We start from the raw sequence: 26,294 nt of genomic DNA on the forward strand, positions 1-26,294 counted from the left end.
TTACAAAAATGTTCAAAATATTTATACAAAGACCAGTACTGGCTACCGTTATCTCCATTTTATTGGTGATTTTAGGTATCCTAGGACTCACCAAATTGCCCTTACAACAGTTTCCAGATATTGCACCACCTTCTGTTTTGGTAACGGCGGTTTATCCGGGAGCCAATGCCGAAACGGTTTTACGTTCGGTTGCTCCTTCTCTTGAAGAATCTATAAACGGTGTCGAAAACATGACCTACATGAGCTCTACAGCGAGTAACGATGGTAGTTTGGCCATTACCGTCTTCTTCAAATTAGGAACCGATGCCGACCAAGCTGCGGTAAATGTACAAAACAGAGTAGCACAAGCAACAAGTCAGTTGCCTGCAGAAGTGGTACAACAAGGTGTTATTACGGCAAAACAACAAAATAGCTTTATCATGGCTATTGGGATGTATACCGATGATGAAGCAAAATACGATCAGACTTTTGTGGCCAATTATGCCCAGATCAATATCATTCCGGAGATCAAACGTATTCCCGGTGTGGGATCGGCCAGTATTTTTGGTGGTGTAAAAGATTATTCGATGCGTGTTTGGCTCAATCCAACACAAATGTCAACTTATCAGGTGACGCCAAACGAAGTAATGGCAGCCATTCAAGACAAAAGTTTGGAAGCTGCTCCAGGTAAATTTGGAGAAAGAAGCAAGGAAGTTTTTGAATATGTAATCAAATACAAAGGTAAATTAACCAAACCCGAAGAATACGAAAATATTGCCATCCGATCTAATCCGGACGGTTCTGTACTTCGCTTAAAAGATGTTGCCAGAATAGAACTCGGAGCTTATTCGTACAACAGTTTAACCCGATTAAATGGTAAAAAAGGTGTTGTAATCGGGATCATTCAGTTGGCCGGTTCTAATTCGAATGATATTCAGGTAGCGATCAACAAACTGATGGAAAAACAAGCCAAAAGTTTTCCAGCAGGTATTAAACACAATATTTTTTACAGCACAAAAGTATCTTTAGACCAATCGATAGAACAGGTTGAACACACTTTGTTAGAAGCATTTATACTGGTTTTTATAGTAGTATTTATTTTCTTGCAGGACTTCAGATCGACTTTGATTCCGGCAATAGCAGTGCCAGTAGCTATTTTAGGAACTTTTTTCTTCATGCAGTTATTTGGTTTCTCGATTAACTTATTGACATTGTTTGCCTTAATTCTAGCCATTGGTATCGTCGTCGATGATGCGATTGTGGTCGTCGAAGCCGTACATGCCAAAATGGAGCACAAACATTTGTCACCAAAAGCAGCTACACACGAGGCGATGCACGAAATTACTGGAGCGATTATTTCGATTACGCTGGTGATGGCCGCGGTATTCTTACCTGTTGGTTTTATGGAGGGTTCTACAGGCGTTTTCTACCGTCAATTTGCTTTTACAATGGCAATTGCAATTGTGATTTCTGCCGTTAATGCTTTGACTTTAAGTCCTGCCCTAGCCGCTTTATTCTTAAAAGACAATCATTCTTTGGATGAAAATAAACCGTATGTAAAAAGAGGATTTAAAGAAAAATTCTTTGACGGATTCAACAATAGTTTCGAGTCTTTAACTAACCGTTATGTGGGTGGTTTGCAATTTTTAATCCGTAGAAAATGGATTAGCTTAGGCGGATTAGCCTTAATTACAGTAGCTACTATTGTAATGGTAAAAACAACTCCAGCAGGATTTATCCCAACAGAAGATCAAGGATTTATTGCAATAGCAGTAAATACGCCATCAGGGACTTCATTAGATGGAACTCAAAAAGTGATGACCGAGGCAGAAAATACTTTAAGAGGTTTGGAGGCTTCCCGATTTGTAACAGCAATTTCAGGTTTTAATTTGCTGACAAACTCAACCAGCCCTTCATCGGCAGTCGTTTTTGTTTTGCTTAAACCGAATGAAGACCGTGGAGAAGTAAAAAACATTGAAGAAATAATGAATCAGGTTCGAGGAAAATTAGGCGCCATTTCGGGCGGAAGTTTCTTCGTATTTAGTTTCCCTACTGTTCCTGGTTTCAGTAACGTAGAAGCTTTAGACATGGTGTTGCAGGACAAAACAGGTGGCAAATTGGACAAGTTTAGCGGGATTTCTCAGAACTTCATCGGAGAATTGATGAAACGCCCAGAAATTGCGGTTGCTTTTACCTCTTTTAAAGCAGATTACCCGCAATTGCAACTGGATATTAATGATGAAAAAGCCAATCAATTGGGTGTAAATGTCAAAGATATTCTACAGACGATGCAAACCTATTTTGGTAGCGCTCAGGCTTCCGATTTTAATCGATTTGGGAAATATTACCGAGTAATTGTTCAGGCAGATATTGCCGACAGAGCAGATCCATCTTCTATCGACCGTGTTTTTGTCAAAAACAAAACAGGAGAAATGGTACCCATAAATACATTGGTTAAACTCACACGTATTTATGGATCTGAAACGGCTTCGAGATACAACCTTTTCAACTCAATTTCGATAAATGCAATTCCGAAACCAGGTTTTAGTTCAGGAGATGCCATCAAAGCGATTGAAGAAGTCGCTGCACAACAATTGCCTGCGGGTTATAGTTATGAGTTTTCAGGACAAACACGGGAAGAGATTGCTTCTGGAGGTCAATCTACAACCATTTTCTTATTGTGTCTGATATTCATTTACTTCTTATTGGCTGCACAATACGAAAGTTATATTTTGCCATTAGCCGTAATATTATCAATACCTGCAGGAATCTTTGGTGTATTTGTAGCCATCGGTTTAACAGGAATCGAAAACAATATTTACGTACAAGTAGCACTGGTGATGCTGATTGGATTATTAGCCAAAAACGCTATTTTGATTGTCGAATTTGCGTCGCAGCGAAGAAAATCAGGACAGGCATTGGTACGCGCTTCTATCGAAGCTGCAAAACTGCGTTTACGACCAATTATCATGACGTCATTGGCTTTTATTGTGGGATTGATTCCGATGATGAGTGCCAAAGGACCATCAGCCCAAGGTAATCATTCGATTAGTATTGGGGCGGCTGGCGGAATGATTTCGGGGGTAATTCTGGGACTGTTGATCATCCCAGTTTTATTTATCGTATTCCAACATTTACAAGAAAAGCTTTCTGGAAAACCAGTAGCCGTAATTCATAACGAAGAAAAATAAACATGGAAAATTATATAACGACCATTTTGATGACCATCATAATTGGCATCGCATACATATCCTACAAAGTTTCAAGAGATCTTGAAACCCGAAAAGATATTTGTTCAGAAAAATAAAATATAAAAATGAAAAAGTACATAACCAAAATTGTGATGGTCCTCATTTTGATGATCACCTTCATATCCTGTAAAGTTTCTAAGGATATCGAAACACCAAAAGATGCATTTCCTGAGAACTTCAGGAATGCATCAACTTCAAGTGATACCACAAGTATCGCCGATTTGGAGTGGAAAAATTTCTTTACAGAGAAAGACATCATCCAACTGATTGACAGCGCCGTAGCAAGAAACAATGATTTGCAAATTGCCACAAAAAACATCGAAATTGCACAATACCGATTTACACAGTCTAAATGGAACAATGTTCCTGAAGTCAATTTGTTTGTAAATGCCACTACCAGCAATCCGTCTGACAATAGTTTTACAGGACTGAATCTAAATCAGGCGCTGGGTCAAAAACATATTGACGATTACTCGGCTGGCGCTTCACTATCTTGGGAAGCCGATATTTGGGGTAAAATCCGCAGTCAGAAACAAGGTGCTTTTGCTACCTATTTACAATCCGAAGAAGTAAAAAAAGCATTGCAGACCAATATTGTGGCCAACGTTTCAAAAGGATATTATAATCTCTTGATGCTCGATGCACAACTGGATATTGCCAAGAAAAACGTGCAGTTAAATGATAGCACCACCACTATCATACAACTAAAATACGATGCCGGACAGGTTACTTCATTAGCGATTCAGCAATCGCAAGCACAAAAACTGAGTTCCGCACAATTGATACCGTTATTAGAACAAAACATTGCTATTCAGGAAAATGCATTGAGCGTACTTACGGGTTCTTTTCCAAGTTCAAAAGAAAGAACCACTCGTTTGAGTGTAATCGAAGTGAAAAACAATGCCGCAATCGGAATTCCTTCTTCTTTAGTGAGCAGAAGACCCGATGTAAAAAGTGCTGAATTGGGTCTAAAAGTAGCCAATTCGAGAGTAGGAATTACCAAAGCCAACTTATATCCAACACTTAAAATTACAGCGCAAGGTGGCGTCAATTCGTTCGAAACCAGCACTTGGTTCAACATTCCGGCTTCCTTATTTGGCACGGTTGCAGGAGGTTTAACCCAACCTTTATTAAACAGTAAAAAAATAAGAACCGAATACAACATCGCCAAAGCCGAAAGAGAAAAAGCTGTTTTTACTTTCAGACAAGCTGTTTTAGTAGCTGTCAGCGAAGTTTCGGATGCGTTGGTTAAAGTTGAAAAATTAGAGAAGCAGGAATCTTTCTTAAAAGAGCGTGTAACAACTTTGCAACAAGCCATCAAAAATGCCAATCTCTTGTTTAAAAACGGAATGGCAGACTACTTAGAAGTTTTGGTTGCCCAAACCAATTTACTGCAAAGCGAACTGGAACTGGCCAATATAAAAAGAGAACAATTGGCTACCAATATAGAGCTTTATCGCGCTCTGGGCGGCGGTTGGAAATAATACCCATTTTAGATTACTATTGATTGCCAAAGCGCTATAGAACTCCGGTTTTATAGCGCTTTTTTTCAGGAGCTATTTCCTGCTGTCCTTCCAAATCTTTTATGCCGAACAACGGCACAAAAGGATTTTCCCTCCCATCAGGGCTAGGCACTCGGGTAAAATAGACATTCAAATATCATCAGAAAAAAATATTCTCTTTACTTTATACAGCATTTTGGGCACTCTCTAAAACACTAAAAGTAAAATTTAGAGATCATCAACTACAAATTAAATCTGATGAACTAAAATTCAATAGCTTGAACTAAAAACCAAAAAAAAGCGTCACTTGTAATTTCTTACAGTGCGCTTTTTTATATACAATTATTACTTTATTGCTAGACTTTTGTTCTTCCGCTAATGAGCGAAATCACAAATAATACCAAGAATATAAAGAATAAAACTTTTGCAATACTTGCAGCTCCAACGGCAATACCGCCAAAACCAAAAATTCCGGCAATAATAGCAAGAACTATAAAAATGACTGTCCAACGTAACATAATAATTAGTTTTAGATTAGTAATATGACTTGATTAGGTCTGTTTTGTTTATCAAAATTCAATCATTCAATCGAACTTTGTTAACTCAATCCACTATTTTTTTAGCTCAAAAAAAAACTCTACACCTATTTTTAGTTAAAAAAGAGTCATTTCTTCAGATCTGGCTACTCAAAACGGTAATCTGCTTATTTTTTTAGAGCGCGCTAAAAAGTTCTTACAATTTTGTGTTTTGACTTACAAGATTCCCATCTAAATGCTTTAGAGTTAATTTTTTAGCCGATTGCATTAAACATGGGCTAGTGCTTGTTCTAATTTTAATTAAAAATAAAAAACGATATGGAATCAGTACTAAAACATGGCGTCATTTTAGAAAAAACCGAAAGAAGTTTTGAAGAATTAGGAGTGTTAAATCCAGGAATTTATCAAGAGGGCAACATAGTGCACCTGTTTTACCGAGCGGCAAAAAAAGGTAATTTTTCTACTATTGGTTACTGTCAGCTGCAAGGTCCGTTGACTGTAATCGAACGAAACTCAGCACCTGTATTTTCTCCCGAATTTATTTATGAAATTCATGGTGTCGAAGATCCTCGCATTACCAAAATCGATGATACTTATTATCTGACCTATGTTGCGTATGATGGTATTAATGCTTCGGGGGCACTGGCAACTTCTAAAGATTTAAAAACTTTTAGAAAAAGAGGGATCATCACGCCCAAATTCATCATGAATGAATTTACCAACCTTATTAGAAAGCATTTGCAAAACCCCAGTGTTGCCAAAATATTTGCTTTTAATATGGAGAGGAATTATCCGCTGACAGAAACCATCAAAGACAATTTGTTTATCTGGGATAAGAATGTAGTCTTGTTTCCAAAAAAAATCAATGGAAAATTTGTCGCTTTACACCGATTATTCCCTTCCATACAATTATTTACTTTCGAAAAAATCACCGATTTAAAAGAGAATTTCTGGAAAGATTACATGAGTAATTTGCCCGAATATATTGTTATGGAACCCAAATACGAGCACGAAACAAGCCATATTGGGCCTGGTGCGCCACCTATCGAGACTCCCGACGGCTGGTTACTTATTTATCATGCCGCCGAGAGAAGAGAAAAAGGCTTGGTTTATCATGCCTGTGCTGTGTTATTAGACCTTCATAACCCCTTAAAAGTAATTGCAAGACTGGCAAAACCCCTCATAAGTCCGTCTGAATATTCTGAGAGACACGGTTATGTAAATTATGTTGTTTTCCCGACAGGAACATCCCTTTTTGATGGTCAACTCTACATTTATTACGGTGCCGCCGATGACAAAATTTCGGCAGCTTCTGTAAACCTCAACGCATTATTAATCGAACTAAAAAACAATCCACATGAAGAAATTGTCAAATAAATCAAAAATAGTTTTTCTTTCTACATTTCCTCCTACACAATGCGGCATCGCTACGTATACTCAGGACACGATCAAAGGCATAACCGATGTTTTTGGTAAATCTATAGCGTGTGAAATTTGCGAATTGGTAGACAAACCCAATGCGCAGAGCGATCAAGCGTATGTTTTGAATACACGAATTAAAGAAAGCTACACCCGTGTTGCCAAAGAAATCAATCAGGACAAAGCAGTTAAGCTGGTGCATATTCAGCATGAGTTTGGCTTGTTTAGCGGTAATTACGGCGACTTTTTATTATTGTTTTTGAATGAATTAAAAAAACCCGTGACTTTTACGTTTCACAGCGTTATTCCTAATCCAAATAAAGAGTTGAAAACGTTTGTAAAATTGTTGCTTTCGTACAGCAATTCTGTTTTTGTGATGACCAATCAGTCCAAAGACATTTTGATGAACGATTATAAGATCAGTGCCGATTGTATCACGTATGTACCACACGGAACCCATATTGTAAATTATGAAACGCCACAAAATGCCAAAGCAAAATTTGACATGCAGGACAGAACCGTTTTGGCGACTTTTGGACTTTTGGGAGAAGGAAAAAACATCGAAACGGGTTTGAGAGCCTTGCCTAAAATTATCAAGAACACGCCCAATGTGCTTTATTTGATTATGGGCAAAACGCATCCCAATCTGATTATCGATGGTGTCGATTCGTATCGCACTAAATTGGAAGGAATCGTAAAAAACTTGCAACTCGAAAATAATGTTCGTTTTATCAACCGCTATTTGCATACAGACGAACTGCTGGATTACTTAAAAGCGACTGATATATATTTATTTACTTCCAAAGACCCAAATCAGGCGGTGAGCGGTACATTTTCATACGCCATGAGTTGTGCCTGCCCTATTGTGGCTTCAAAAATCCCGCATACCTTAGAAGTTTTAACATCCGATTCAGGAATTTTGGTTGATATTGGACAGGAAGATCAATTTGCAGATGCAACCATCAAATTATTGTCTGATGAAAACCTGCGCATCGAAATGGGACTTAATTCGTTTAGAAAAACCTGTACTTCTTCATGGGAAAATACCGCTATTGCACATATCAATACGTATAAAGAATTGATTGAAAACCCATCAGAAATTAAATATAACTATCCTTCAATTCAGCTGGATCATGTCAAAAAAATGACTACAGATCTGGGTATCATTCAGTTTAGCAAAATTTCTATTCCTGATCTTTCAACAGGTTACACACTCGATGACAACGCAAGAGCGCTGGTTGCTTTTTGCCTTCATTACAAACTCACAGCAGACAAATCAGACTTGCCGTATATCCTTATATACATCGATTTTATCGAACGCTGTCAGAAACCAAAAGGAGATTTTATCAATTATGTGGATGAAAATAATCGTGAACATGTAGAACAAAATGCAGAAGTAAATCTTGAAGATTCTAATGCGAGAGCCATTTGGGCGTTGGGAACAGTAGTGTCTCTAACCTCTGTTTTGCCAGATGCATTGGTCAATAAAGCGTCAAAATGTTTGTTGAATTCTTTAAAATGGGCCGAAAATATTCAGTCTCCGCGTTCGATTGGTTTTGCTACAAAAGGATTGTATTTGTATCACAGCACAAATCCGAATTTGTATGTAGCGGCCATTATCAATAAGCTTAACGCTAAATTGTTATCCAATTACGAGATACACACTACAAAAGACTGGAAATGGTTTGAAAATTATCTAACTTACGGCAACGGAATCTTACCGGAATCGATGTTATATGCCTATTTAGTGACCAACAAACCCATTTATAAAAAAGTGGCGCTGGAATCGCTTGAATTTTTATCCTCAAAAATGTATACGGAAAAGGGTTTCAAAGTAATTTCGAACAACGGCTGGTATCATAAAGACAGCGAGCCCCACGAATATGGCGAACAACCGATCGATGTCTCGTATACCATTCAGACTTTAAACTCGTTTTATACAGCTTTTAAGAACACAGAACATAAACAACAAATGAAAACCGCTTTTAACTGGTTTTTAGGCAAAAATCATCTGAACCAAATTATGTACCATCCTATTACCGGCGGTGGATATGACGGTCTTGAGAAAGAAAATATCAATCTCAATCAAGGTGCAGAATCGACAGTATGTTATTTAACAGCACGTCTGGTAATGGAGAATTTAAAAGCTGCGGATGTTAAAGTAATTCCTTTAAAAACTAAAACAAACCTCGCAATTAATTCTTAAATACTTCATTTTCAATAGTTACAAATCCCTTCTAAATAAGGGATTTGTAATTTTTAACACTTTTCCAAAAAAAACATAACACTCATTAAGCACTGTTACGTGCAGAATGAGGTGTTTTGCTGTACAATGAAAATTATATAAACTTCCAAATAAGTTGTGTAAGATATTTTCTTTAAAATGGAAGTAATTTTCTTTTCCAATAAAATAAAGATAATTTATAGGGTAAACTATTCTATTTCAAACCATTAAAACGATCTATTTTGATTCTTAATTTAAAAAATACATTCGATAATATTGGTAGCGTGACCATTTTTGCTACTAAGTTTTTTAAGGAGGTTTTTATACCGCCTTACGAAACAAAAGAATTTATAAAGCAATGTTACGTCATCGGATATAAATCTTTGCCGTTGGTTGCCATAACAGGTTTTATTATGGGTCTGGTACTTACGCTGCAATCCCGTCCTACTTTGGTAAAATTTGGTGCAGAATCATGGTTGCCCGGAATGGTCGCCTTATCACTTATACGAGAAATTGCGCCCGTGATTACCGCACTTATTTGTGCAGGAAAAATATCCTCAGGAATTGGTGCAGAATTAGGTTCGATGAAAGTTACAGAACAAATTGATGCTATGGAAGTATCAGCCATCAATCCTTATAATTATCTGGTGGTAACACGCATTTTAGCGACAACTTTGATGGTGCCACTTTTAGTTTTCTTTGCAGATGCTGTTGGAATTTTGGGTGGTTATGTTGGGATTAACATTCATGGAGATGTTACTTTTTATCATTTTCTCGTACAAATTTTTCAGTCGTTACAATTTTTAGATGTCATTCCGGCTACGATCAAGACTTTTTTCTTTGGCTTTTTTATCGGAATGATCGGATGCTATAAAGGTTTTAATGCGGCCAACGGAACCGAAAGTGTTGGTAAAGCCGCCAATTCTGCCGTTGTTACAGCATCCCTGAGCATTTTTATTATTGATATGGTAGCAGTTCAGATAACCGATTTATTTATGTAATATGACCCAAGAACACGAAATAACAGCCACAAAAACAAAAGCCAAAAAGGCGTCTCCTATGATAGAAATCAAGGATTTGCGCAAAACATTTGGCGCTAACAATGAAGTTTTAAAAGGTGTAAATCTAACGGTAAATAAAGGAGAAGATTTGGTCATTTTAGGACGATCTGGATCTGGAAAATCCGTTACAATAAAGTGTATCGTTGGTTTGATTGAACCCGATCATGGCGAAATAAAAGTCTTTGACGAAAATGTGCTTCATTTATCCAAAGAAAAACTAAACGAAATCAGAGTCCGTATTGGATTTTTGTTTCAAAGTGGTGCACTTTACGATTCGATGTCTGTTCGCGAAAATCTTTCATTTACCTTAAAAAAACATCAGCGTGACCTTCACGAAAGTGAAATAGAAAATCAGGTGATGGAAGCTCTGGAAAGTGTAGGACTTGGGGATGCGATAGACAAAATGCCATCTGAATTATCCGGCGGGATGAAGAAACGAATTGGTTTGGCACGCACGTTAATTTTAAAACCCGAAATCATTTTGTATGATGAGCCTACAACAGGTCTGGACACCATAACATCTCGGGAAATTAGCGAATTGATACTGGATATCAAGCACAAACGCAAAACCACTTCGATCATTATTACGCATGACATGGCTTGCGCAAGACTAACTGCCGACCGAATTATGGTGTTGAAAGAAGGTGTGATACATGCCGAAGGAACCTACGAAGAACTAGAAAAAAGCGAAGACGAATGGGTACGCTCTTTTTTTGAATAAAATTATAACAAAAATTAAAAAACATGGATAAGCAATCTGGATATACTTGGAAATTAGGAATGTTTGTAACAATAGGTTTACTGCTATTTATTACAGCTATTTATTTTATTGGAAAACAACGAAACCTCTTTGGTTCGACTTTTCGAATTACATCTAACTTTAAGACTGTTAGCGGATTAGAGATCGGTAACAATGTTCGATTTTCTGGAATAAATGTCGGAACTATCGAAGAAATCACGTTAATAAATGATTCTTCTGTAGTGGTAGGAATGGTGCTAAAAGACGATGTTCGCAAATTTATAAAAACTGATGCCCGCGCTACTATTGGTTCTGATGGACTAATGGGAGATAAAGTTTTGACCATCATTCCCGGTGTAAAATCGAAAGTGATGATTAAAAACAACGAAAAAATAGCTTCTATTGACGGAATAGAAATGAATGACATTATGAAAAGTGTCAAAAAGAGTGTTGATAACGCAGGTATCATCACCGAAGAGTTAGCGATTTTTAGTCATAGCATGAACAATGGAAATGGCGCTCTGGCACGTTTGGTTCGTGACGAAGGTATGGCCAACAGCGTTTCTAAAACATTAAATAATCTGGAATCTGGAACAAAAGGTTTTAGCGAAAATATGGAAGCCGCAAAAAGTAATTTTTTATTGAAAGGCTATTACAAGAAAAAACAAAAAAAAGCAGAAGAAAAAAAGGAAGCTGTAAAAGAGAAAAAAGAAGAACAGGAAGAAGCGGCTGAAGAAAAAGCAGAAAAAGAGAAAGAAGAAGCCGCAAAGAAAGCAGAAGCTGATAAAAATAAAAAATAATCATCATTTCATGAGTTCTTCTCTTCAACATATAACGCTGAAAACACTTAAAATCACTGGAATTATTGTGGCCAGTACTTTGCTCCTGCTATTTTTGATTCCGATGCTTTTTCCAGGGACAATTGCCGCAGAAGTAAAAAAAATTGCCAATCAGCGATTGGATACAAAATTAGATTTCTCTAAATCGAGATTGTCTTTTTTTACACATTTTCCGTCTTTAACAGTTTCACTGGATAATTTATCCATGACAGGTTCTACGCCATTTAACAACGACACTTTATTAAAAGCAGAGCAAGTTGCATTTGGTATCAATTTAAAAAAATTGCTTTTTGATGATGAAGTCAAAATCTATAAATTATATGTTTCAAAGGCCTACATCAATATAATGGTCAACCAAAAAGGAGAAGCCAACTACAATATTTATGTGGCACCAAAAGATAAAAAAAATAAAGATACCACAGAAGAAGGAACAGCCATTCGATTAGAACGCATTGATTTTGAAGATTGTCATATCAAATACAACGACCGTTCGGCTAAGGTTTTGGTAGATGCAAAAGGCTTTAATTATGTTGGAAAAGGAAATCTTAGTGAAGATATTTTTGACCTGAGTACGGCCGCAAAAATCGATACTGTAGATTTTTATTACGGACGAACTGCATATCTTAGAAAAAAAGAAGTACATGCCGATCTTATTACCACAATTAACACCCACGCCCTTTCTTTTATTCTTAGAAAAAATGAATTGCATATCAATAAATTGCCATTACGTTTCACAGGTTTATTTACCATTTTAAAAGAAGGTTATAAAATCAATATCAAAGCAGCATCAGATAATTCGACTTTAAAAGATTTATTTTCGGTACTGCCTCCCGAATATTCGGGCTGGCTGGAAGACACCCAAATGTCCGGTCGCAGTGATTTGCTTTTTACTTTTAAGGGCGATTACAATGTTTCTAAAAAGCAAAAACCAGATCTCGCCTTTAATATGAAGATTAAAGATGGTTCAATAAATTATAAAAATGCAGTGGTTCCGCTGACACATCTTGAGATGAATCTGAATGCAATTATGCCTTCGCTTGATCTCGAAAAATTGATGATCAATCTTAGAACCTTGCGTTTTAAGGTAGGAAACAAAGATCATTTTTCGGCTTTTTTACAGAGCAAAGGTTTTTCAGAAATGAATGTAAAAGCACGCATAAAAGGCATTCTGGACCTTGCTACCATTGATAAAAGTTTAGGTTTACACACGATGGAGCTGAAAGGAATCCTTAAAACCGATTTGGAAGCCAATGGCCTTTTTAGTGCTTCACAAAAACTATTTCCAAAAACAAAAGGTGGCGTTAGTTTACAAAACGGATGGCTAAAAACAGATTCGTACCCTAATCCTATTACTAATATCACTTTTGTTGCAAATGTTTTAAATAAAAAAGGCACCTTCAAAGATTTGATTCTGGCCGTTGCGCCTGCATCTTTTGTTTTTGAGGGTAATCCAGTTTATGCCAGATTAGCACTTACAGATTTTAGTGATTTGACTTATAATGCAAAAGTAAAAGGAGAACTCAATGTGGGCAAAATATACAAAGTATTTGCTCAAAAAGGAATGGATGTGAAGGGTTGGGCTAAAGCCGATTTTTCGCTGCGCGGAAAACAGAGTTATGCTACCAACGGACAATATGACCAACTGGATAACCGAGGAACGCTTGAACTCAAAAATATCAAAGCAACTTCTGAACTTTTTCCTAAATCATTTTATATCAAGCAAGGAAATTTTAGGTTTCAGAACGAAAAAATGTGGTGGGATAAATGTTACGCCTACTACGGCAAGTCTGATTTTGATATAGATGGGTATTTACTCAATACCATAAATTACTTTTTGGAATCAAAAGGTACTCTGAGCGGTAATTTTAACGTAAAATCAAAACTTATTGATATAGATGAATTTATGGCTCTTAAAAAAGGAGAAAATAACGATCGAAATTTAGCGATTGAATATTCAAAAGAAGATAATCCTAAAATGAGCGGCGTTGTTCTTATTCCAAAAAACTTAAATGTAGCATTCAACACAGTTATAGAGAAAGTAGCTTATAACGGCTTACTTTTAAAAAGTATTTCTGGAAAAACAGGTATCACAAAAGGGCAATTTTTTATGCAGAATACTACTTTTAACATCATTGATTGCGCGGTAGCAATTGATGCGACTTATAAAGATGAATCTCCTACGATGGCCAACTTTGATTTGTATTTTAGAGCCAACGATTTTAGTGTAGAAAAGGCATATAAAGAGATTTCGATGTTTAAAAAAATGGTTTCTGTTGCCGACAAAGCAAAAGGAATTATTACAATAGACTATAAAATAAAGGGCGATTTAAATGGAAATATGAGTCCAATTTACGGCTCTCTAAAAGGTGATGGTGTCATAAAGCTAGAAGAAGTGCAAATAAAAGGACTCAAATTATTTGACAAAATAAGTACGGCCACGGGACAAAAAGGCTTTGATAATCCTGATCTAAAAGGCATCGAAATAAAATCATCCATTGATAACAATCTGATTCATATTCAGCCCTTTACTTTTAGAGTTGCGACTTTCAGACCTACTATCAAAGGAACAACCAGTTTTGATGGTTTGTTGGATTTACGAATGCGACTAGGATTGCCTCCTTTCGGAATTATTGGAATTCCGATTGTGATTACTGGAACACATCAGAACCCAAAAATCAAAGTATTGAGCAAAACAGGAAAAAAAATTGATGACGCTATTTATGATGAAAAAAACAACAAGGTCATAAAAAGAGAAAAAGTAAGTGGCGCCTAAAATTTTATTGAAAACAAAAAATCAAAAATAATCCTATTGGTTATGAAGTAGTCTAACTAATTATTTCATGAGCGACTTCAAAATCATCCATTTTGGAGCATTTTTATAACGGTAATTGTTGTAGAAAGCTTCTAATTATTCCGAACCACAAATACTTGATAATAATAAATAAGAGGCATTATATGATAAAACATGCTTAATTCAGAAAAATCCTAAGTGGAAACTCGGGATTTTTCCATTAAAATAAAATGAATAGCAATTTTAGACAATATTTATAATTCTGGTTTAGTTGACAATAATCAAACAACTGGTTTATAAAGTTTTATTTAAATAAATAACTCTTTTTTATCAAAAAAAAACAGGAAAAATAAAAGACTTACTCTTCATTGAAGAAACACATGAACAATACTTATCTAAAACACAGGATACAAAATAGTTAACACTATAAAATTACAAGAAAATGAATTTACGATCTACCGAAACTTTCTGGCCACTAAAAAACGCATTGGAAAACAGTTATCCGTCATTAGAATCAGACGCTAGAACAGATATTTTAATTATTGGCGGAGGAATAACTGGAGCTTTAATTGCCTATCAACTCATCAATGAAGGCAAAAAAATAATACTTGTTGACAAACGTGATATCTGCAACGGAAGCACGGCTGCAAGTACTGCTTTACTTCAATATGAGATTGATGTAGCCTTACATGAGCTTATAAAAATCAGAGGATTAGAGTGCGCAGTCGATAGCTATAAAAATGGTAAAAAAGCTATTTTTGATTTAAGAGAAATAATCGATACTATAAAAAGTGATTGCCATTTTGAGTTTAAAAAAAGTGTCTATTTTTGTTCTTCAGAAAAAGATGTTCCTTTTCTAAAAGCAGAATTTGAAGCACGAAAAGAAAACGGATTTGTCGTGAAATGGCTCGAAAAAGCCGATTTGAAAGAATTAGGTTTAAACGCTCTTGCTGCTATAGAATCATCAACTGCGGCCGTTATGGATCCTTACAAACTGGCACAGGATTTACTGGTTTACTGTCAGCAAAACGGCATGCAGATTTATGATCGAACACGTATTTCTTCTATAGAAGATCATAAAGGAAAATTGATCGCCACCACTGAAGACAAAAAAAATATAACTGCAAATAATATTATACATTGCAGTGGCTATGAAAGTACTGAAACCCTTAAAGAAAAAGTAGTTGATTTAAAAAGTACCTACGTGATAACTTCGGAGAGTCTTATTGATTTGCCAGACGCTTTTAAGAATTCTATATTTTGGGACACAGCAGATCCTTATCTCTATTTTCGGGCTACGGCAGATAACCGAATCATTGCGGGAGGCGGGGATGAAGATTTTAAAGATCCAGTAAAACGTGACAAATTATTACCTCAAAAAGAGCAATATCTTTTGAAACAATTTAAATTAAAGTTCCCTGAAATTAATTTCAAAATCGACTATTCCTGGGCGGGAACTTTTGGCGAAACCAAAGACGGTCTTCCCTATTTTGGAAAACCTGACCCAAAACGAAACGAGCATTATATTTTAGGATTTGGAGGAAATGGCATCACTTTTAGCGTTCTTGGAATGAATTCTATCACTGCTTCTATCAAAAATGAAAAACATCAGGATTTAGAATATTATAAATTTGGAAGATAAGTAAACACAAAAGAGATTATTTTTGGCACAAAATTACTGCGAAAGCAATTTTATTTTGTGCCAAAATACTAAGCCGTAATTGCCAATGGATTAGTACTACTTTTATAATCTTTTGGACTGCAATTGAATTTTTGTTTGAAAATTTTAGAAAAGTAACTTCTGCTGGTAAAACCAATACAATAGACTATTTCTGAGATATTTAAATCTGAAGTTCGTATCAGAATTTCTGCCTTCACAACCCTCATGTGCGTGATATAATCATTTACAGTTCTATTGTGAATCAGTTTAAAACCTTCCTGCAATTTATTAGGAGACAAACCTGATTTTTTACTCAGATTTTTAATGGTAAAAGCCTCTTCGGGACATGATTTAATAAAATCAGAAAGCTCTTTTATTTCCTCCATCTCTTTTAAAGTCAGGCAATTTGTGTCTTTTGAAAAATGATATAAATCATCAGAATGCTGTTGAATTTCCATTGCCAAGATGATTCTTAAAATACCTTCTTTCAATAAATTTCCTACTACTCCGGTTTGATTTACAGCTTCTAATTGTTCTATTTTTTCGGCGATCTGCAAATTATAAGAACCTAAATAAAAGAATTCCTTTTCATTTGCATCCTCAAAAAAAGTTTCTTTGATTTTTTGGTGCAGGAGACTCTTTTGATGTTGTTTAGAAACATCAATCCCTAAAGTGATTAGGTTGAATTTTGTTGATCGATTTTCATCAAAATACAAAACATTGATTTTATTCTTTTTTGATGAAATAATAGCCGTTTGATAGTTTTTTAATTTCCTTCCCGTTCCAGAGACCCCAAAACTATGCAACAAATTTCCTTTAGAACAATATGCAAAATAAACAGATGATGCATCTCTATTCAAAATATTTACAGTGATTTTATCATAGAAAAGCATGTCAAATTGCAGATATGTAATAGTATCATTAAAGGATGCACCAATAATTGATCCTTTTGCAAAATCATTATCAATTTGTAAACAATACTCATCTAAATCAATTTGCAATTCTCCTCCAAAATTTAATTTAAGTTCTTCAAAAATATCGTTAATTTTCTCCGATTGTATGGTAACTATTTTCATTTTCCGAGGTATTTAAGATTCTATGATTTACTTTTATAGTTTTATGAGAACAATCTAAAGCGTAAATAAATTCTTTAAAAATCTATATTTCAAAGTTCGCATATCAAAGGATTGAATATGTTATATAATTTTTACAAATTGTTTTATAATTACCTATATATGAATATTTTAAACCCAAATATCATCCAATAAAAAATGAATATAATATGAAAAGTTTCTCTTTTCCTCCAATCGCTCCAGATGATGCTACTGTCTTGATTTTAGGAACAATGCCCGGCACAAAATCATTAGAAATGAATCAGTATTACGGTCATAATCAGAATAATTTCTGGAAATTTATGTTTGCCATTCTTCAAGAAGATTTTTCGAATGATTATGCGACCCGAAAAACACTTTTGCTAAAGAATAAAATTGCGCTTTGGGACGTTTTACAATTTTGCGATCGGATTGGAAGTTTGGATAGCGCGATAAAAAATGAAATTGCAAACGATTTTGAATTATTTTTACATCATCATCATACAATAGAAACCATTGTTTTTAACGGTCAAAAAGCAGCCGCATTTTTTAAAAAATATGTCGTTTTAAAGAAAAACTATCAGCTTATTACCTTGCCTTCCACCAGTCCTGCAAATGCCAGTAAATCATTTCAAAACAAATTACAGGAGTGGGAAATTATTGGTACACTCAAAAATTAAAGCTGAATTAGTGTATATTTACGTGACATAGCAAAAATAACATCTTATGAAACCTCAAAACCTAAAGAACCATATTCGTTTTTATACAGCCCATCATTTTGTCTATTATCCTGTTTTGATTGCCTTTTTGGTCAGCAGTATTTATTTTGCTTTTAAAACAGAAGATCATTTAATCTGGACTTTTATAAGTATCGTTTTTGTGTTTTTATTTTGTCTTGCTTTTATGTTGCGCCAGCATTACGCGCTTATTTTACAGGACAGAATCGTAAAATTAGAGCTCAGATACCGTTATTTTACCTTATCTGGAAAAAGATTTGAAGAAATTGAATATCAATTTACAGACGATCAACTGTTTGCTTTTCGTTTTGCACCAGACAATGAGTTTTTACCACTTATCGATTTAGCGCTTCAAAACCATCTTTCGGGAAATGATATCAAAAAAGCAATCGTAAACTGGAAAGGCGATTACGAACGGGTTTAGATTGCTATTTAAAAAACTAAACAAATCTGTATATCCAATTAAAGCTTAAAATAAATATTCTACTACATTCGAAAATTATTTGAATTGTGAAATAACAATCAAAACGATCGCAATTAAGGCTAAAAAGAGGCCGATAAAATTAATCTTAGATATTTTTTCTTTGAAAAAAAGCAGGCCAACAAGACTTCCTAAAATAATTACACCCATGTTCATTCCGGCAAAAACAGTAGAGGGATTGTCAGAGAAAGATTTATGTGCTTTAAGGTAAAATAAAATATTTCCAAAATTAAAAATCCCTACCAAAGCTCCAAAAAGCATGTTTTGTAAATTTATTTTCGATTTTTTTGCTATCACGTCATATACGACAACAATGAGCGAAACTACTAGAGCGATAGTAAAAACAACAAATAAAGAAGTCGTATATGGCAAAGTAGTGTAAAGTGCAATTTGCTTAAAAAGAATATCAATAACGCCAAAACCCAATAATACCAAAGCCGGGTATATCCATTTATTACTGTCGTTTACAGATTGCTTTTTTAAAATGAATAAAAGAGCCGTAAAACCTACTAAAAGCCCTAAAATTTTATAGCTATTAAAGTCTTCTTTAAAAATAAACCACGCCGCAAGTATCGGAATAAAGAGTGATAATCGCTGAGCGGCATCAGTTTTTACGATTCCCATATATTTAATAGACGCGATCAAAAACAGAAAAACTACAGGCAATAAAATGCCGACCCCAATGTAAATACTCCAAGGCGCATTGACTTTTAATTCCTGCACATTAGGACTAAAGGTAAAAAAGCAAAGCAACAGTGCCGTGACATAATTGATGGCTACTATTTGAATAGAATTGACCGAATAATTTCTGCTAATTTTAAAAATAACGCCTACAATTACACTGCAAAAAATGCTTAAAACAAGAAACAACATACGATTTGATTTGAATTACAAAAATAACATTTCTCTGTTTCAATCTTTTCAAAAAAAACTTTAATCGCTCTTCAACCAACCCGTAATACTCATTCGTGTATTTTGAGTCACCAAAACTTCATGCAATAATTCGTTACTTTTAAAGAAAATTGTTTTTCCCTGAGTAGGCGCAATCTTCTGATTACAAAGCTCTTGATAAATCAATAATTCACCTCCATCTGCCTCATGCCAATCACTGTTTAAATAACTGATCATCGAATATTTTCGCCCAGAATTATTTTTAAACTGATCTAAATGTTTCAGATAAAAATCACCCACTTGATAGAGCGAATAATGAAACTCATAACCTGTAATTCCGGCATAACAACTTTCATTTAAATATAGTACAAAAGCATCAATTGTCTCGAAAAATTCATTTTCAAAAATATTATTGTGCTTTTTATCCAACCAATAAATAGTGTCGCTTCTCACCTTTTCATTATAAGAAAATTTCTCAGAGTTGCCTATTCCTGCTTCTTTGAGCAAACTATTTTTGTTTAAATCGAGTAAGTTTTGCTTTAGGTTGTTTAATAATTCTTCACTCAAAAAATGCTCCGAAATACCTATTTTATTTTCGATATAACTCGCAATCAAATCTTCAAAACTCTCTTTCATTTTTTTTTGGGAAAGACTGGAAATACAGCCAACAGAGCAAGGTAGACTAATTAAAAATGAAACCGTTCTCTTTTTGATTAAATAAAAAAAGCCTAACAGATTTAAATCTATTAGGCTTGTATGATGCAGGATAATTTTAATTATAATTTACTGATATAACTTCCGTACATATCTTTAAACTCATGACCTTTTGCAAAACGGTCTTTGCTTAACTTTTTATATTCAACTAATCCCCATAAAATAAATTCTTTTAAGAAATAGTGATCTTTTTTATCTAATTGTGGCTGGTATTTTTTAAGTAAAATATCCAACGGTTTAATTTCATCCAAAATACTTTGATAATCAGCATCTGAACAATCATCTAAAAGTTCGAAACCACTTTCGGCAAAAAACCATTCGATTACATCAGAATAAGGTGTTTTTTCTCCTTGTTTTTCGAGTTTTTCTATTTTTGGCAAAAGTGTAGGAAATAATGTTCGAATGGCAGAACCAATTAAATGTTGCGCCACAGAAGCTGCTCCCTCCTGCTCGCCTTCGTAAACCAATTCTACTTTTCCAGTAATCGCCGGAATGATTCCGATAAAATCAGACAAGCGCAAAATTGTTTTATCAGCTCCTAATTTTAAAGCACGACGCTCGGCAGTACTGATTAAATTTTCAAAAGCCGTAATACTCATTCTGGCACTTACGCCACTTTTATTATCGATATATTCGCTGTCACGAGCCTCAAAACTGATTTGTTCCAGAATATCTCTGGCTAAACTTGGCACATAAACTATATCACTTTGTGTGGCATCCAACTTTGCTTCTTGTTCTGTAATCGTTCTGGCAATTTCTACAGTTTCTGGATAATGTGTTAAAATTTGAGAACCAATTCTATCTTTTAAAGGTGTTACAATACTGCCTCGATTCGTGTAATCTTCGGGATTGGCTGTAAAAACAAATTGCATATCCAATGGCATTCTCAATTTAAAACCTCTAATTTGAATGTCACCTTCCTGCAAAATATTGAAAAGCGCTACCTGAATTCTAGCCTGTAAATCCGGCAACTCATTGATTACAAAAATACAGCGATTGGCTCTCGGAATCATTCCGAAATGGATCACGCGGTCATCTGCGTACGATAATTTTAAATTGGCCGCTTTTATCGGATCGACATCACCGATCAAATCGGCTACGGTAACATCCGGCGTTGCCAATTTCTCAAAAAAACGTTCGCTTCTGTGTAACCATGAAATTGGTGTTTCCTCGCCTTTTTCAGCAATTAAATCTTTTGCAAAACGCGAAATTGGGTTTAACGGATCATCGTTGATTTCTGAACCCGCCACAAATGGAATGTACTCATCGAGCAACTCGATCATTTTACGGGCCAATCTCGTTTTGGCCTGACCACGAAGCCCTAATAAATTAATATTGTGTCTTGATAAAATGGCACGCTCTAATTCTGGAATTACAGTGTTTTCAAAACCGTGAACGCCCTCAAAAACAGGTTTTCCAGTCTTGATTTTTTCTCGAAGATTATTTCGCAATTCGTCTTTAATACTTTGACTTTTATATCCTGCGGCTTTTAACTGACATAATGTGTTTATATTTTCTATTTTCATGTTATTTATTTAAAAATTGAAAGATTTAATGATTTAAAAATTCAATTTATTTTTATTTAAAAAAAACTTTGTCCGTCTGCGACTTAGAACCTTTATTTAACCCTCTTCTTCCTATTGGTTTCATAATCTTCAAAAATCATTTCGCCCAAACCTTTAATTCCCGTATAAAATGCTTTTCCTTGATTGGCTTCAGTAAAATGATTAACAAAACGCTGCAAATATGGATCATTGGCAATCATAAAAGTCGTAATCGGAATGTGTAATTTTCGGGCCTGTTGCGCCTGTGTATAACATTTATCTACGATATAATCGTCAAGACCGTTACTGTTCATATAATAAGAACCGTCGCGCTCGCGCACACAACTGGGCTTTCCGTCGGTAATCATAAAAATTTGTTTGTTTGTATTTCGCTTTCTTCGCAAAATATCCATTGCCAATTGCAAGCCTGCAACGGTATTGGTATGATAAGGCCCAACTTGTAAATACGGTAAATCTTTAATTGGGATTGTCCAGGCATCATTACCAAAAACCAAAATATCAAGGGTGTCTTTTGGGTAACGTGTAGTAATTAATTCGGCCAAAGCCATCGCTACTTTTTTGGCTGGCGTGATTCGGTCTTCGCCATACAAAATCATACTGTGGCTGATGTCGATCATCAAAACAGTACTCATTTGCGCCTTAAATTGTGTTTCTTCGACCACCAAATCATTTTCTGTGAGCATAAAACTTTCTACTCCATTATTGATTTGGGCATTTCGCAGACTTTCGGTCAATGAAATTCTTTCTAAACCATCACCAAAATTGAATTCTCGAAACTCACCTGTGTGTTCATCACCGTTTCCAGCATGTTTGGTTTTGTGATTACCGCTTCCCGCACGTTTCAGATTACCGAAAATTTGATCTAAAGCTTGTTGTCGGATCGCGCGTTCTGTTTTAGCTGTTATGCCAAAACCAGAAGTCCCATCTTCCTTGGCCTCGTCTTTTATGTAGCCTTTCTTTTTTAAATCTTCAATAAAATCATCGATCGTGTAGTTTTCGTCGGTAAGTTTATACTCTTTATCCAGCTCCCGAAGCCAGTCTATAGCTTCATCAAAATCACCCGAAGTATGGGTGATAAGCTCTTTGAAAATACCAAAAAGCTTTTCAAACGGAGATTGAAAAGGAGCTTCGTATGTTTTAAAATAAAAACCTTTTTTAAATTCGTTTTTCATACTTCTAAATTACACTTTTTTAAAGCGATGAAAAAACAAACGTTTATTAATTTTTAGTTAAAAAAACAATCAAAAATGGGCCGAAATTAGCCATAAAATCATAATTTATTGAAACTTTCCGTCTAGGTAAAACAAAGCATCGTTTTCGAATTTAAAAGTAGAAAACTCGTAATGTATTTGAGGTATGCTTTTCTCGTCTAAAAAATAAGCTTTAAACTCGACTGTATTTTCGGTACAACTTAGAATTTCTAATTTTTGCCATGTATTAGCGGTGGCCCATTTTAGGATGTCGCTTTTCGAATAATATTTACGCTCCGAAATAGAAGTCGTTGCTAAAAGATAATCGGCATCATGTATTGCATAAGCCGAATATCTCGAACGCATCAAAGCCAATGCCGTTGGTGCTTTTTGATTATTCTGAAGATACAGACCACAGCAGTTTTCGAACAATAAACCAGTGTCACAAAAACATTTTTTATTCTCCATCAACTTGCTCTTCGCCGTTAATTTTTACATGCAACTGATTTAATAATACTTGATAGCGACTAATTTCTCTCAAATCTTCATCCTCCTCAGCATGATCCAGCAGTTCGTCTAAAGTTTCGTTTACTTCAAGCAATTTATTGTTTGCTTCTCTATTGTTTTTTGCAGCAATTAGATCAATGATTTCTTGCACGCTTACTTTTAAATCTTCGAATTTACTCATATCTTTTTTTTGGTATTTTTTGTTTGAATTTTCAGGTTTTCTTTAGTTTCATTTTCTAGCAAAGGAAGTTGAAACTTGAAACTTGAAACAATTAAAACTTGAAACTTTTTTTATTCTTCTTTTTTGTCTTCGTTGAACTTCTTAATAATTTCTTTGAGCTTTTCTTTACGCGCAATCTCAGCCTGTTTTACTTTATTCTGGGCTTTGTGCAATTTGTCGTTGTGCTTTTTTATATTTCTTTCGTTGTTGCGTCCCATTGTGTTTCTCTTTTAATTTCGTCTAATGATTTCTCGGTGTAAATTAACTTATGGATGATTGTTCCTCTCAATTCATCGATATCTTCGTAATCAAAATATTTTGCCCACGAAGTCAGTTGTTGTAAATTCCTGATTTGCTTGATTCGTTTTGTGGTTTCAAAACTTGTCCTTAGAATCGCTTTTTTATCGTACTCAGGATTCTTTTTATGCTGATAATTGACAGTATTTTTTTTGTAATCTGCCTCAATATAATATAATTTTTCTTCGGCATTGTCGGGATAAAACTCGCTCCAAGCGGCAAAACCTATTTTTGTTTTTGATTCGGTTTCTGGTTCCATAGCCACCAATCGCCATTTGCTGTTGGCTAGTCTTCCCCAGTGATTGGATACACGATACATTCCGGCTTCGGTGTAATAATAGGTACTTCCGGCTTTGCTTTGAAACTGAATTTTTAATCCTTCTATCGCTTCCGGCAAGACTTCCTTAAAAACACAAAATGTATTTTTGAAAGAATTAGGATGTGGCTTAAAGTTTTTTTGCATGTGCAAATATACTCAGATTGTCTGGAACTCCCTAAAACAAAGATAAATTGATTAACTTTGCAGCATCAATTTTAAAATACTGAATCATGACTAAAAGTTCACAAGAAAAAATGTTGCAAAAAGGAGTTTATACCGGCATCATGGAAAAAGATGAAAACAACAATTATTTTTGTGGTGAATATCTTTTAGATTATAAAATGGCACATTCTAATCATAACATAGGTGATTTGATTACAATAAAATCTATAATCGAAAATCCCAGCGATATGAGCTACGACAAATATCCAAAAAAATCGAAGAACTTCGCTAAAGCAAATCTTAAGCCTGAGCAGGAATAGTTTTAAAAAGTTTTATTTGTTTCAAGTTTGAAGTTTTGGAACCTGAAACCTGAAACTAAATTCTATTATCACCTTGAATCCCTAGCCCCGATGGGAGGGAAAATCCTTTTGTGCCGGTGTTCGGCACAAAAGATTGGAAGGAACAGCGGGAAACAGCTCCTTAAAAAATAGCACTCTTAAAAAAATTTTAGAATACATAAAGAGCATTTTTGAAAATACATTTTTACCAATTTTTGGAATATTTTTTCGATCAAAAGTAAAAAGTTAAAAAAAAGTGTACCTTTGCAAAAAATTTGTCTTTTTGAATCCTTAATATCAATTTCAAACTAATAGACAAGTAGTTACCTTATTTATGAAAAAAATAGTTGAATACCGCAAGTTACTAAACGTAGACAAAACTGCCGAATTAAAAGATTTAAAAACCATTTATCGCAATGCAATGAAAGAGTCACATCCTGACAAATTTCAAGGTGATGATGCTGGTTTGAAAGCTGCAGAAGAAAAAAGTAAAGCAATTATTGAGGCTTATCACTTTTTGGTAAGCATTAATCCTGAGACGATTAAAGCTAATTTACCTGAATATACAGAAACGATTTCGACTTGTTCAATTACAGATTATAAATTTGTTGACGGTCGTTTGATTATCGATTTTTCTAACGGAAGTGTTTACGAATACATCAGTGTTCCTAAAGCGACTTACGTAAAAATGGTCAATGCTGACTCTCCTGGAAGATTTGCAAAAAGACACATTTTGAATTCTTTTACTTGGAGAAAGAAAACAAATCAAGAATAGATTTACACTATTATATTTTGAAAAAGCGATACTTTGGTGTCGCTTTTTTTATGAAAAAACTTTAAATTATCCTTAAAACTAGCAAGGTTCTGTTCTATTTTTAATCAACTTCTGATTTCGATTCTTACCTTTGCAAAAAAATTATTTATGTCGAATATATATTTAGGGTATCATTTTACGATTGAGCCAAAAGAATTAGGGTCTGAAATTTTAATAGCCGAATTGGGAGAAAAAGCCTTTGAGAGTTTTACCGAAACAGAAAACGGAATTTCGGCTTTTGTGAAGAAAGATTTATGGGATGAAAATATTCTGGACGACATTTATATTTTGCAATCGGAAGAATTTAAGATTGAATATACTTTTGAAGAAATTGATCAGGTTAACTGGAACGAGGAATGGGAGAAAAATTTTGAACCTATTGATGTAGATGGAAACTGTCACGTTCGCGCACCTTTTCACCCAAAAACAGACGCTGAATTTGACATCGTTATCGAGCCAAAAATGAGTTTTGGAACGGGGCATCACGAGACGACTCACATGATGATTCAGCATTTATTAGAAACAGATGTGCAAGGCATGAAAACCTTAGATATGGGCTGTGGAACAGCCATTTTGGCAATTTTGGCCGAAATGAAAGGCGCTCAACCCATAGATGCGATCGATATTGACAATTGGTGTTATCTCAATTCTATAGAAAATGCCGAACGCAATAACTGCAAGCATATTAGCGTTTACGAAGGAGATGCCGCTTTACTGGTGGGTAAAAAATATGATTTGATTATTGCCAATATCAACCGCAATATTTTGCTAAACGATATGCAAAGTTATGTAGATTGCCTGAACCCAAAAGGAACTTTACTTTTGAGTGGTTTTTACGAAGAAGACATTCCGTTTATCGATGCTTGCTGCACAGAAAAAGGGCTTACTTATGTTAAAAAGCACCAAAGGAACAACTGGGTTTCATTAAAATACGTAAATTAGTTCAAATAATTCCAACAGTACAAAA

Annotated in this window: 24 protein-coding genes; 14 read left to right on the plus strand and 10 right to left on the minus strand. The window is 34.9% G+C overall.

The window, feature by feature from the left end:
* The first annotated feature begins 8 nt into the window (after window positions 1-8).
* Together LNP22_RS15220 and LNP22_RS15225 are read left to right on the plus strand one after the other, a co-directional pair.
* Window positions 9-3,170, plus strand: a complete 3,162-nt coding sequence (locus LNP22_RS15220) for an efflux RND transporter permease subunit (RefSeq protein WP_229974222.1) — start codon at window positions 9-11, stop codon at window positions 3,168-3,170.
* Between the two features lie 125 nt (window positions 3,171-3,295).
* Entirely contained in the window at window positions 3,296-4,714 is a 1,419-nt protein-coding gene (locus tag LNP22_RS15225) for a TolC family protein (protein WP_229974223.1), read from the plus strand.
* A gap of 374 nt (window positions 4,715-5,088) precedes the next feature.
* Here the strand turns inward: LNP22_RS15225 and LNP22_RS15230 are convergent, their stop codons facing one another.
* Window positions 5,089-5,250 (minus strand): DUF1328 domain-containing protein, encoded by a 162-nt coding sequence (locus LNP22_RS15230; RefSeq protein ID WP_229974224.1) that lies wholly within the window; start codon window positions 5,248-5,250, stop codon window positions 5,089-5,091.
* Between the two features lie 336 nt (window positions 5,251-5,586).
* On the opposite strand from LNP22_RS15230, the gene LNP22_RS15235 reads away from it, so the two are divergent.
* The 7 genes from LNP22_RS15235 (at window position 5,587) to LNP22_RS15265 (ending at window position 15,983) form a co-directional block, all read left to right on the plus strand.
* A complete protein-coding gene (locus LNP22_RS15235; RefSeq protein ID WP_229974225.1) occupies window positions 5,587-6,645 on the plus strand; it encodes a glycoside hydrolase family 130 protein in 1,059 nt (352 codons plus the stop codon).
* Window positions 6,626-8,893, plus strand: coding sequence for a glycosyltransferase (locus LNP22_RS15240; RefSeq protein WP_229974226.1), 2,268 nt, complete (start codon window positions 6,626-6,628; stop codon window positions 8,891-8,893). The genes LNP22_RS15235 and LNP22_RS15240 overlap by 20 nt, the downstream gene beginning before the upstream one ends.
* 260 nt (window positions 8,894-9,153) lie before the next feature.
* Complete coding sequence (locus LNP22_RS15245; protein WP_229974227.1) at window positions 9,154-9,912, plus strand: MlaE family ABC transporter permease; 759 nt, start codon at window positions 9,154-9,156, stop codon at window positions 9,910-9,912.
* Window position 9,913: 1 nt separating this feature from the next.
* The gene (locus LNP22_RS15250; RefSeq protein ID WP_229974228.1) at window positions 9,914-10,693 is read left to right on the plus strand and encodes an ABC transporter ATP-binding protein; all 780 of its coding nucleotides are present in this window, start codon (window positions 9,914-9,916) and stop codon (window positions 10,691-10,693) included.
* 23 nt (window positions 10,694-10,716) lie between these two features.
* A complete protein-coding gene (locus tag LNP22_RS15255; protein WP_229974229.1) occupies window positions 10,717-11,511 on the plus strand; it encodes an MlaD family protein in 795 nt (264 codons plus the stop codon).
* Window positions 11,512-11,521: 10 nt separating this feature from the next.
* Entirely contained in the window at window positions 11,522-14,323 is a 2,802-nt protein-coding gene (locus LNP22_RS15260) for an AsmA family protein (protein WP_229974230.1), read from the plus strand.
* A gap of 460 nt (window positions 14,324-14,783) precedes the next feature.
* Window positions 14,784-15,983 (plus strand): NAD(P)/FAD-dependent oxidoreductase, encoded by a 1,200-nt coding sequence (locus LNP22_RS15265; RefSeq protein WP_229974231.1) that lies wholly within the window; start codon window positions 14,784-14,786, stop codon window positions 15,981-15,983.
* 68 nt (window positions 15,984-16,051) lie between these two features.
* Here LNP22_RS15265 and LNP22_RS15270 read toward each other — a convergent pair whose 3' ends face one another.
* Window positions 16,052-17,077, minus strand: a complete 1,026-nt coding sequence (locus LNP22_RS15270; RefSeq protein WP_229974232.1) for a helix-turn-helix domain-containing protein — start codon at window positions 17,075-17,077, stop codon at window positions 16,052-16,054.
* Between the two features lie 206 nt (window positions 17,078-17,283).
* Here LNP22_RS15270 and LNP22_RS15275 point away from each other — a divergent pair, with 206 nt between their 5' ends.
* Complete coding sequence (locus tag LNP22_RS15275) at window positions 17,284-17,772, plus strand: DNA-deoxyinosine glycosylase (RefSeq protein WP_229974233.1); 489 nt, start codon at window positions 17,284-17,286, stop codon at window positions 17,770-17,772.
* A 46-nt stretch (window positions 17,773-17,818) separates the two neighbouring features.
* Window positions 17,819-18,253: a DUF6526 family protein gene (locus LNP22_RS15280; RefSeq protein WP_229974234.1), complete on the plus strand. Its 435-nt coding sequence runs from the start codon at window positions 17,819-17,821 to the stop codon at window positions 18,251-18,253.
* A gap of 75 nt (window positions 18,254-18,328) precedes the next feature.
* Here LNP22_RS15280 and LNP22_RS15285 read toward each other — a convergent pair whose 3' ends face one another.
* From LNP22_RS15285 to LNP22_RS15320, 8 genes are all read right to left on the minus strand, one after another.
* Window positions 18,329-19,183, minus strand: coding sequence for a DMT family transporter (locus tag LNP22_RS15285; protein ID WP_229974235.1), 855 nt, complete (start codon window positions 19,181-19,183; stop codon window positions 18,329-18,331).
* A gap of 60 nt (window positions 19,184-19,243) precedes the next feature.
* On the minus strand, window positions 19,244-19,837 hold the full coding sequence (locus LNP22_RS15290; protein WP_229974236.1) for a 2OG-Fe(II) oxygenase: 594 nt from the start codon (window positions 19,835-19,837) through the stop codon (window positions 19,244-19,246).
* A gap of 140 nt (window positions 19,838-19,977) precedes the next feature.
* Entirely contained in the window at window positions 19,978-21,441 is a 1,464-nt protein-coding gene (locus LNP22_RS15295) for a magnesium chelatase (RefSeq protein WP_229974237.1), read from the minus strand.
* A 92-nt stretch (window positions 21,442-21,533) separates the two neighbouring features.
* On the minus strand, window positions 21,534-22,652 hold the full coding sequence (locus LNP22_RS15300) for a vWA domain-containing protein (RefSeq protein WP_229974238.1): 1,119 nt from the start codon (window positions 22,650-22,652) through the stop codon (window positions 21,534-21,536).
* A gap of 105 nt (window positions 22,653-22,757) precedes the next feature.
* Entirely contained in the window at window positions 22,758-23,138 is a 381-nt protein-coding gene (locus tag LNP22_RS15305) for a YchJ family protein (protein ID WP_229974239.1), read from the minus strand.
* Entirely contained in the window at window positions 23,128-23,358 is a 231-nt protein-coding gene (locus LNP22_RS15310; RefSeq protein WP_229974240.1) for a hypothetical protein, read from the minus strand. The genes LNP22_RS15305 and LNP22_RS15310 overlap by 11 nt, the downstream gene beginning before the upstream one ends.
* Before the next feature lie 110 nt (window positions 23,359-23,468).
* A complete protein-coding gene (locus LNP22_RS15315) occupies window positions 23,469-23,615 on the minus strand; it encodes a hypothetical protein (protein WP_089075917.1) in 147 nt (48 codons plus the stop codon).
* Entirely contained in the window at window positions 23,588-24,157 is a 570-nt protein-coding gene (locus LNP22_RS15320) for a hypothetical protein (RefSeq protein WP_229974241.1), read from the minus strand. Before LNP22_RS15320 ends, LNP22_RS15315 begins: the two co-directional genes overlap by 28 nt.
* A gap of 86 nt (window positions 24,158-24,243) precedes the next feature.
* On the opposite strand from LNP22_RS15320, the gene LNP22_RS15325 reads away from it, so the two are divergent.
* From LNP22_RS15325 to prmA, 3 genes are all read left to right on the plus strand, one after another.
* Window positions 24,244-24,495, plus strand: a complete 252-nt coding sequence (locus tag LNP22_RS15325) for a hypothetical protein (RefSeq protein WP_229974242.1) — start codon at window positions 24,244-24,246, stop codon at window positions 24,493-24,495.
* 352 nt (window positions 24,496-24,847) lie between these two features.
* A complete protein-coding gene (locus tag LNP22_RS15330) occupies window positions 24,848-25,288 on the plus strand; it encodes a KTSC domain-containing protein (RefSeq protein ID WP_115845979.1) in 441 nt (146 codons plus the stop codon).
* A 147-nt stretch (window positions 25,289-25,435) separates the two neighbouring features.
* Window positions 25,436-26,269, plus strand: coding sequence for a 50S ribosomal protein L11 methyltransferase (prmA, locus tag LNP22_RS15335; protein ID WP_229974243.1), 834 nt, complete (start codon window positions 25,436-25,438; stop codon window positions 26,267-26,269).
* The last annotated feature ends 25 nt before the right edge of the window (window positions 26,270-26,294 follow it).

Origin of the sequence: Flavobacterium flavipigmentatum (genome assembly GCF_020911905.1) — a bacterium.
In the GTDB taxonomy this organism is placed as follows: domain Bacteria; phylum Bacteroidota; class Bacteroidia; order Flavobacteriales; family Flavobacteriaceae; genus Flavobacterium; species Flavobacterium flavipigmentatum.

Coding starts and splice junctions, on each gene's coding strand:
- LNP22_RS15220 (WP_229974222.1), top strand. CDS start 9: ATGTTCAAAATATTTATACAAAGACCAGTACTGGCTACCGTTATCTCC.
- LNP22_RS15225 (WP_229974223.1), top strand. CDS start 3,296: ATGAAAAAGTACATAACCAAAATTGTGATGGTCCTCATTTTGATGATC.
- LNP22_RS15230 (WP_229974224.1), bottom strand. CDS start 5,250: ATGTTACGTTGGACAGTCATTTTTATAGTTCTTGCTATTATTGCCGGA.
- LNP22_RS15235 (WP_229974225.1), top strand. CDS start 5,587: ATGGAATCAGTACTAAAACATGGCGTCATTTTAGAAAAAACCGAAAGA.
- LNP22_RS15240 (WP_229974226.1), top strand. CDS start 6,626: ATGAAGAAATTGTCAAATAAATCAAAAATAGTTTTTCTTTCTACATTT.
- LNP22_RS15250 (WP_229974228.1), top strand. CDS start 9,914: ATGACCCAAGAACACGAAATAACAGCCACAAAAACAAAAGCCAAAAAG.
- LNP22_RS15255 (WP_229974229.1), top strand. CDS start 10,717: ATGGATAAGCAATCTGGATATACTTGGAAATTAGGAATGTTTGTAACA.
- LNP22_RS15260 (WP_229974230.1), top strand. CDS start 11,522: ATGAGTTCTTCTCTTCAACATATAACGCTGAAAACACTTAAAATCACT.
- LNP22_RS15265 (WP_229974231.1), top strand. CDS start 14,784: ATGAATTTACGATCTACCGAAACTTTCTGGCCACTAAAAAACGCATTG.
- LNP22_RS15270 (WP_229974232.1), bottom strand. CDS start 17,077: ATGAAAATAGTTACCATACAATCGGAGAAAATTAACGATATTTTTGAA.
- LNP22_RS15275 (WP_229974233.1), top strand. CDS start 17,284: ATGAAAAGTTTCTCTTTTCCTCCAATCGCTCCAGATGATGCTACTGTC.
- LNP22_RS15280 (WP_229974234.1), top strand. CDS start 17,819: ATGAAACCTCAAAACCTAAAGAACCATATTCGTTTTTATACAGCCCAT.
- LNP22_RS15285 (WP_229974235.1), bottom strand. CDS start 19,183: ATGTTGTTTCTTGTTTTAAGCATTTTTTGCAGTGTAATTGTAGGCGTT.
- LNP22_RS15290 (WP_229974236.1), bottom strand. CDS start 19,837: ATGAAAGAGAGTTTTGAAGATTTGATTGCGAGTTATATCGAAAATAAA.
- LNP22_RS15295 (WP_229974237.1), bottom strand. CDS start 21,441: ATGAAAATAGAAAATATAAACACATTATGTCAGTTAAAAGCCGCAGGA.
- LNP22_RS15300 (WP_229974238.1), bottom strand. CDS start 22,652: ATGAAAAACGAATTTAAAAAAGGTTTTTATTTTAAAACATACGAAGCT.
- LNP22_RS15305 (WP_229974239.1), bottom strand. CDS start 23,138: ATGGAGAATAAAAAATGTTTTTGTGACACTGGTTTATTGTTCGAAAAC.
- LNP22_RS15310 (WP_229974240.1), bottom strand. CDS start 23,358: ATGAGTAAATTCGAAGATTTAAAAGTAAGCGTGCAAGAAATCATTGAT.
- LNP22_RS15315 (WP_089075917.1), bottom strand. CDS start 23,615: ATGGGACGCAACAACGAAAGAAATATAAAAAAGCACAACGACAAATTG.
- LNP22_RS15320 (WP_229974241.1), bottom strand. CDS start 24,157: ATGCAAAAAAACTTTAAGCCACATCCTAATTCTTTCAAAAATACATTT.
- LNP22_RS15325 (WP_229974242.1), top strand. CDS start 24,244: ATGACTAAAAGTTCACAAGAAAAAATGTTGCAAAAAGGAGTTTATACC.
- LNP22_RS15330 (WP_115845979.1), top strand. CDS start 24,848: ATGAAAAAAATAGTTGAATACCGCAAGTTACTAAACGTAGACAAAACT.
- prmA (WP_229974243.1), top strand. CDS start 25,436: ATGTCGAATATATATTTAGGGTATCATTTTACGATTGAGCCAAAAGAA.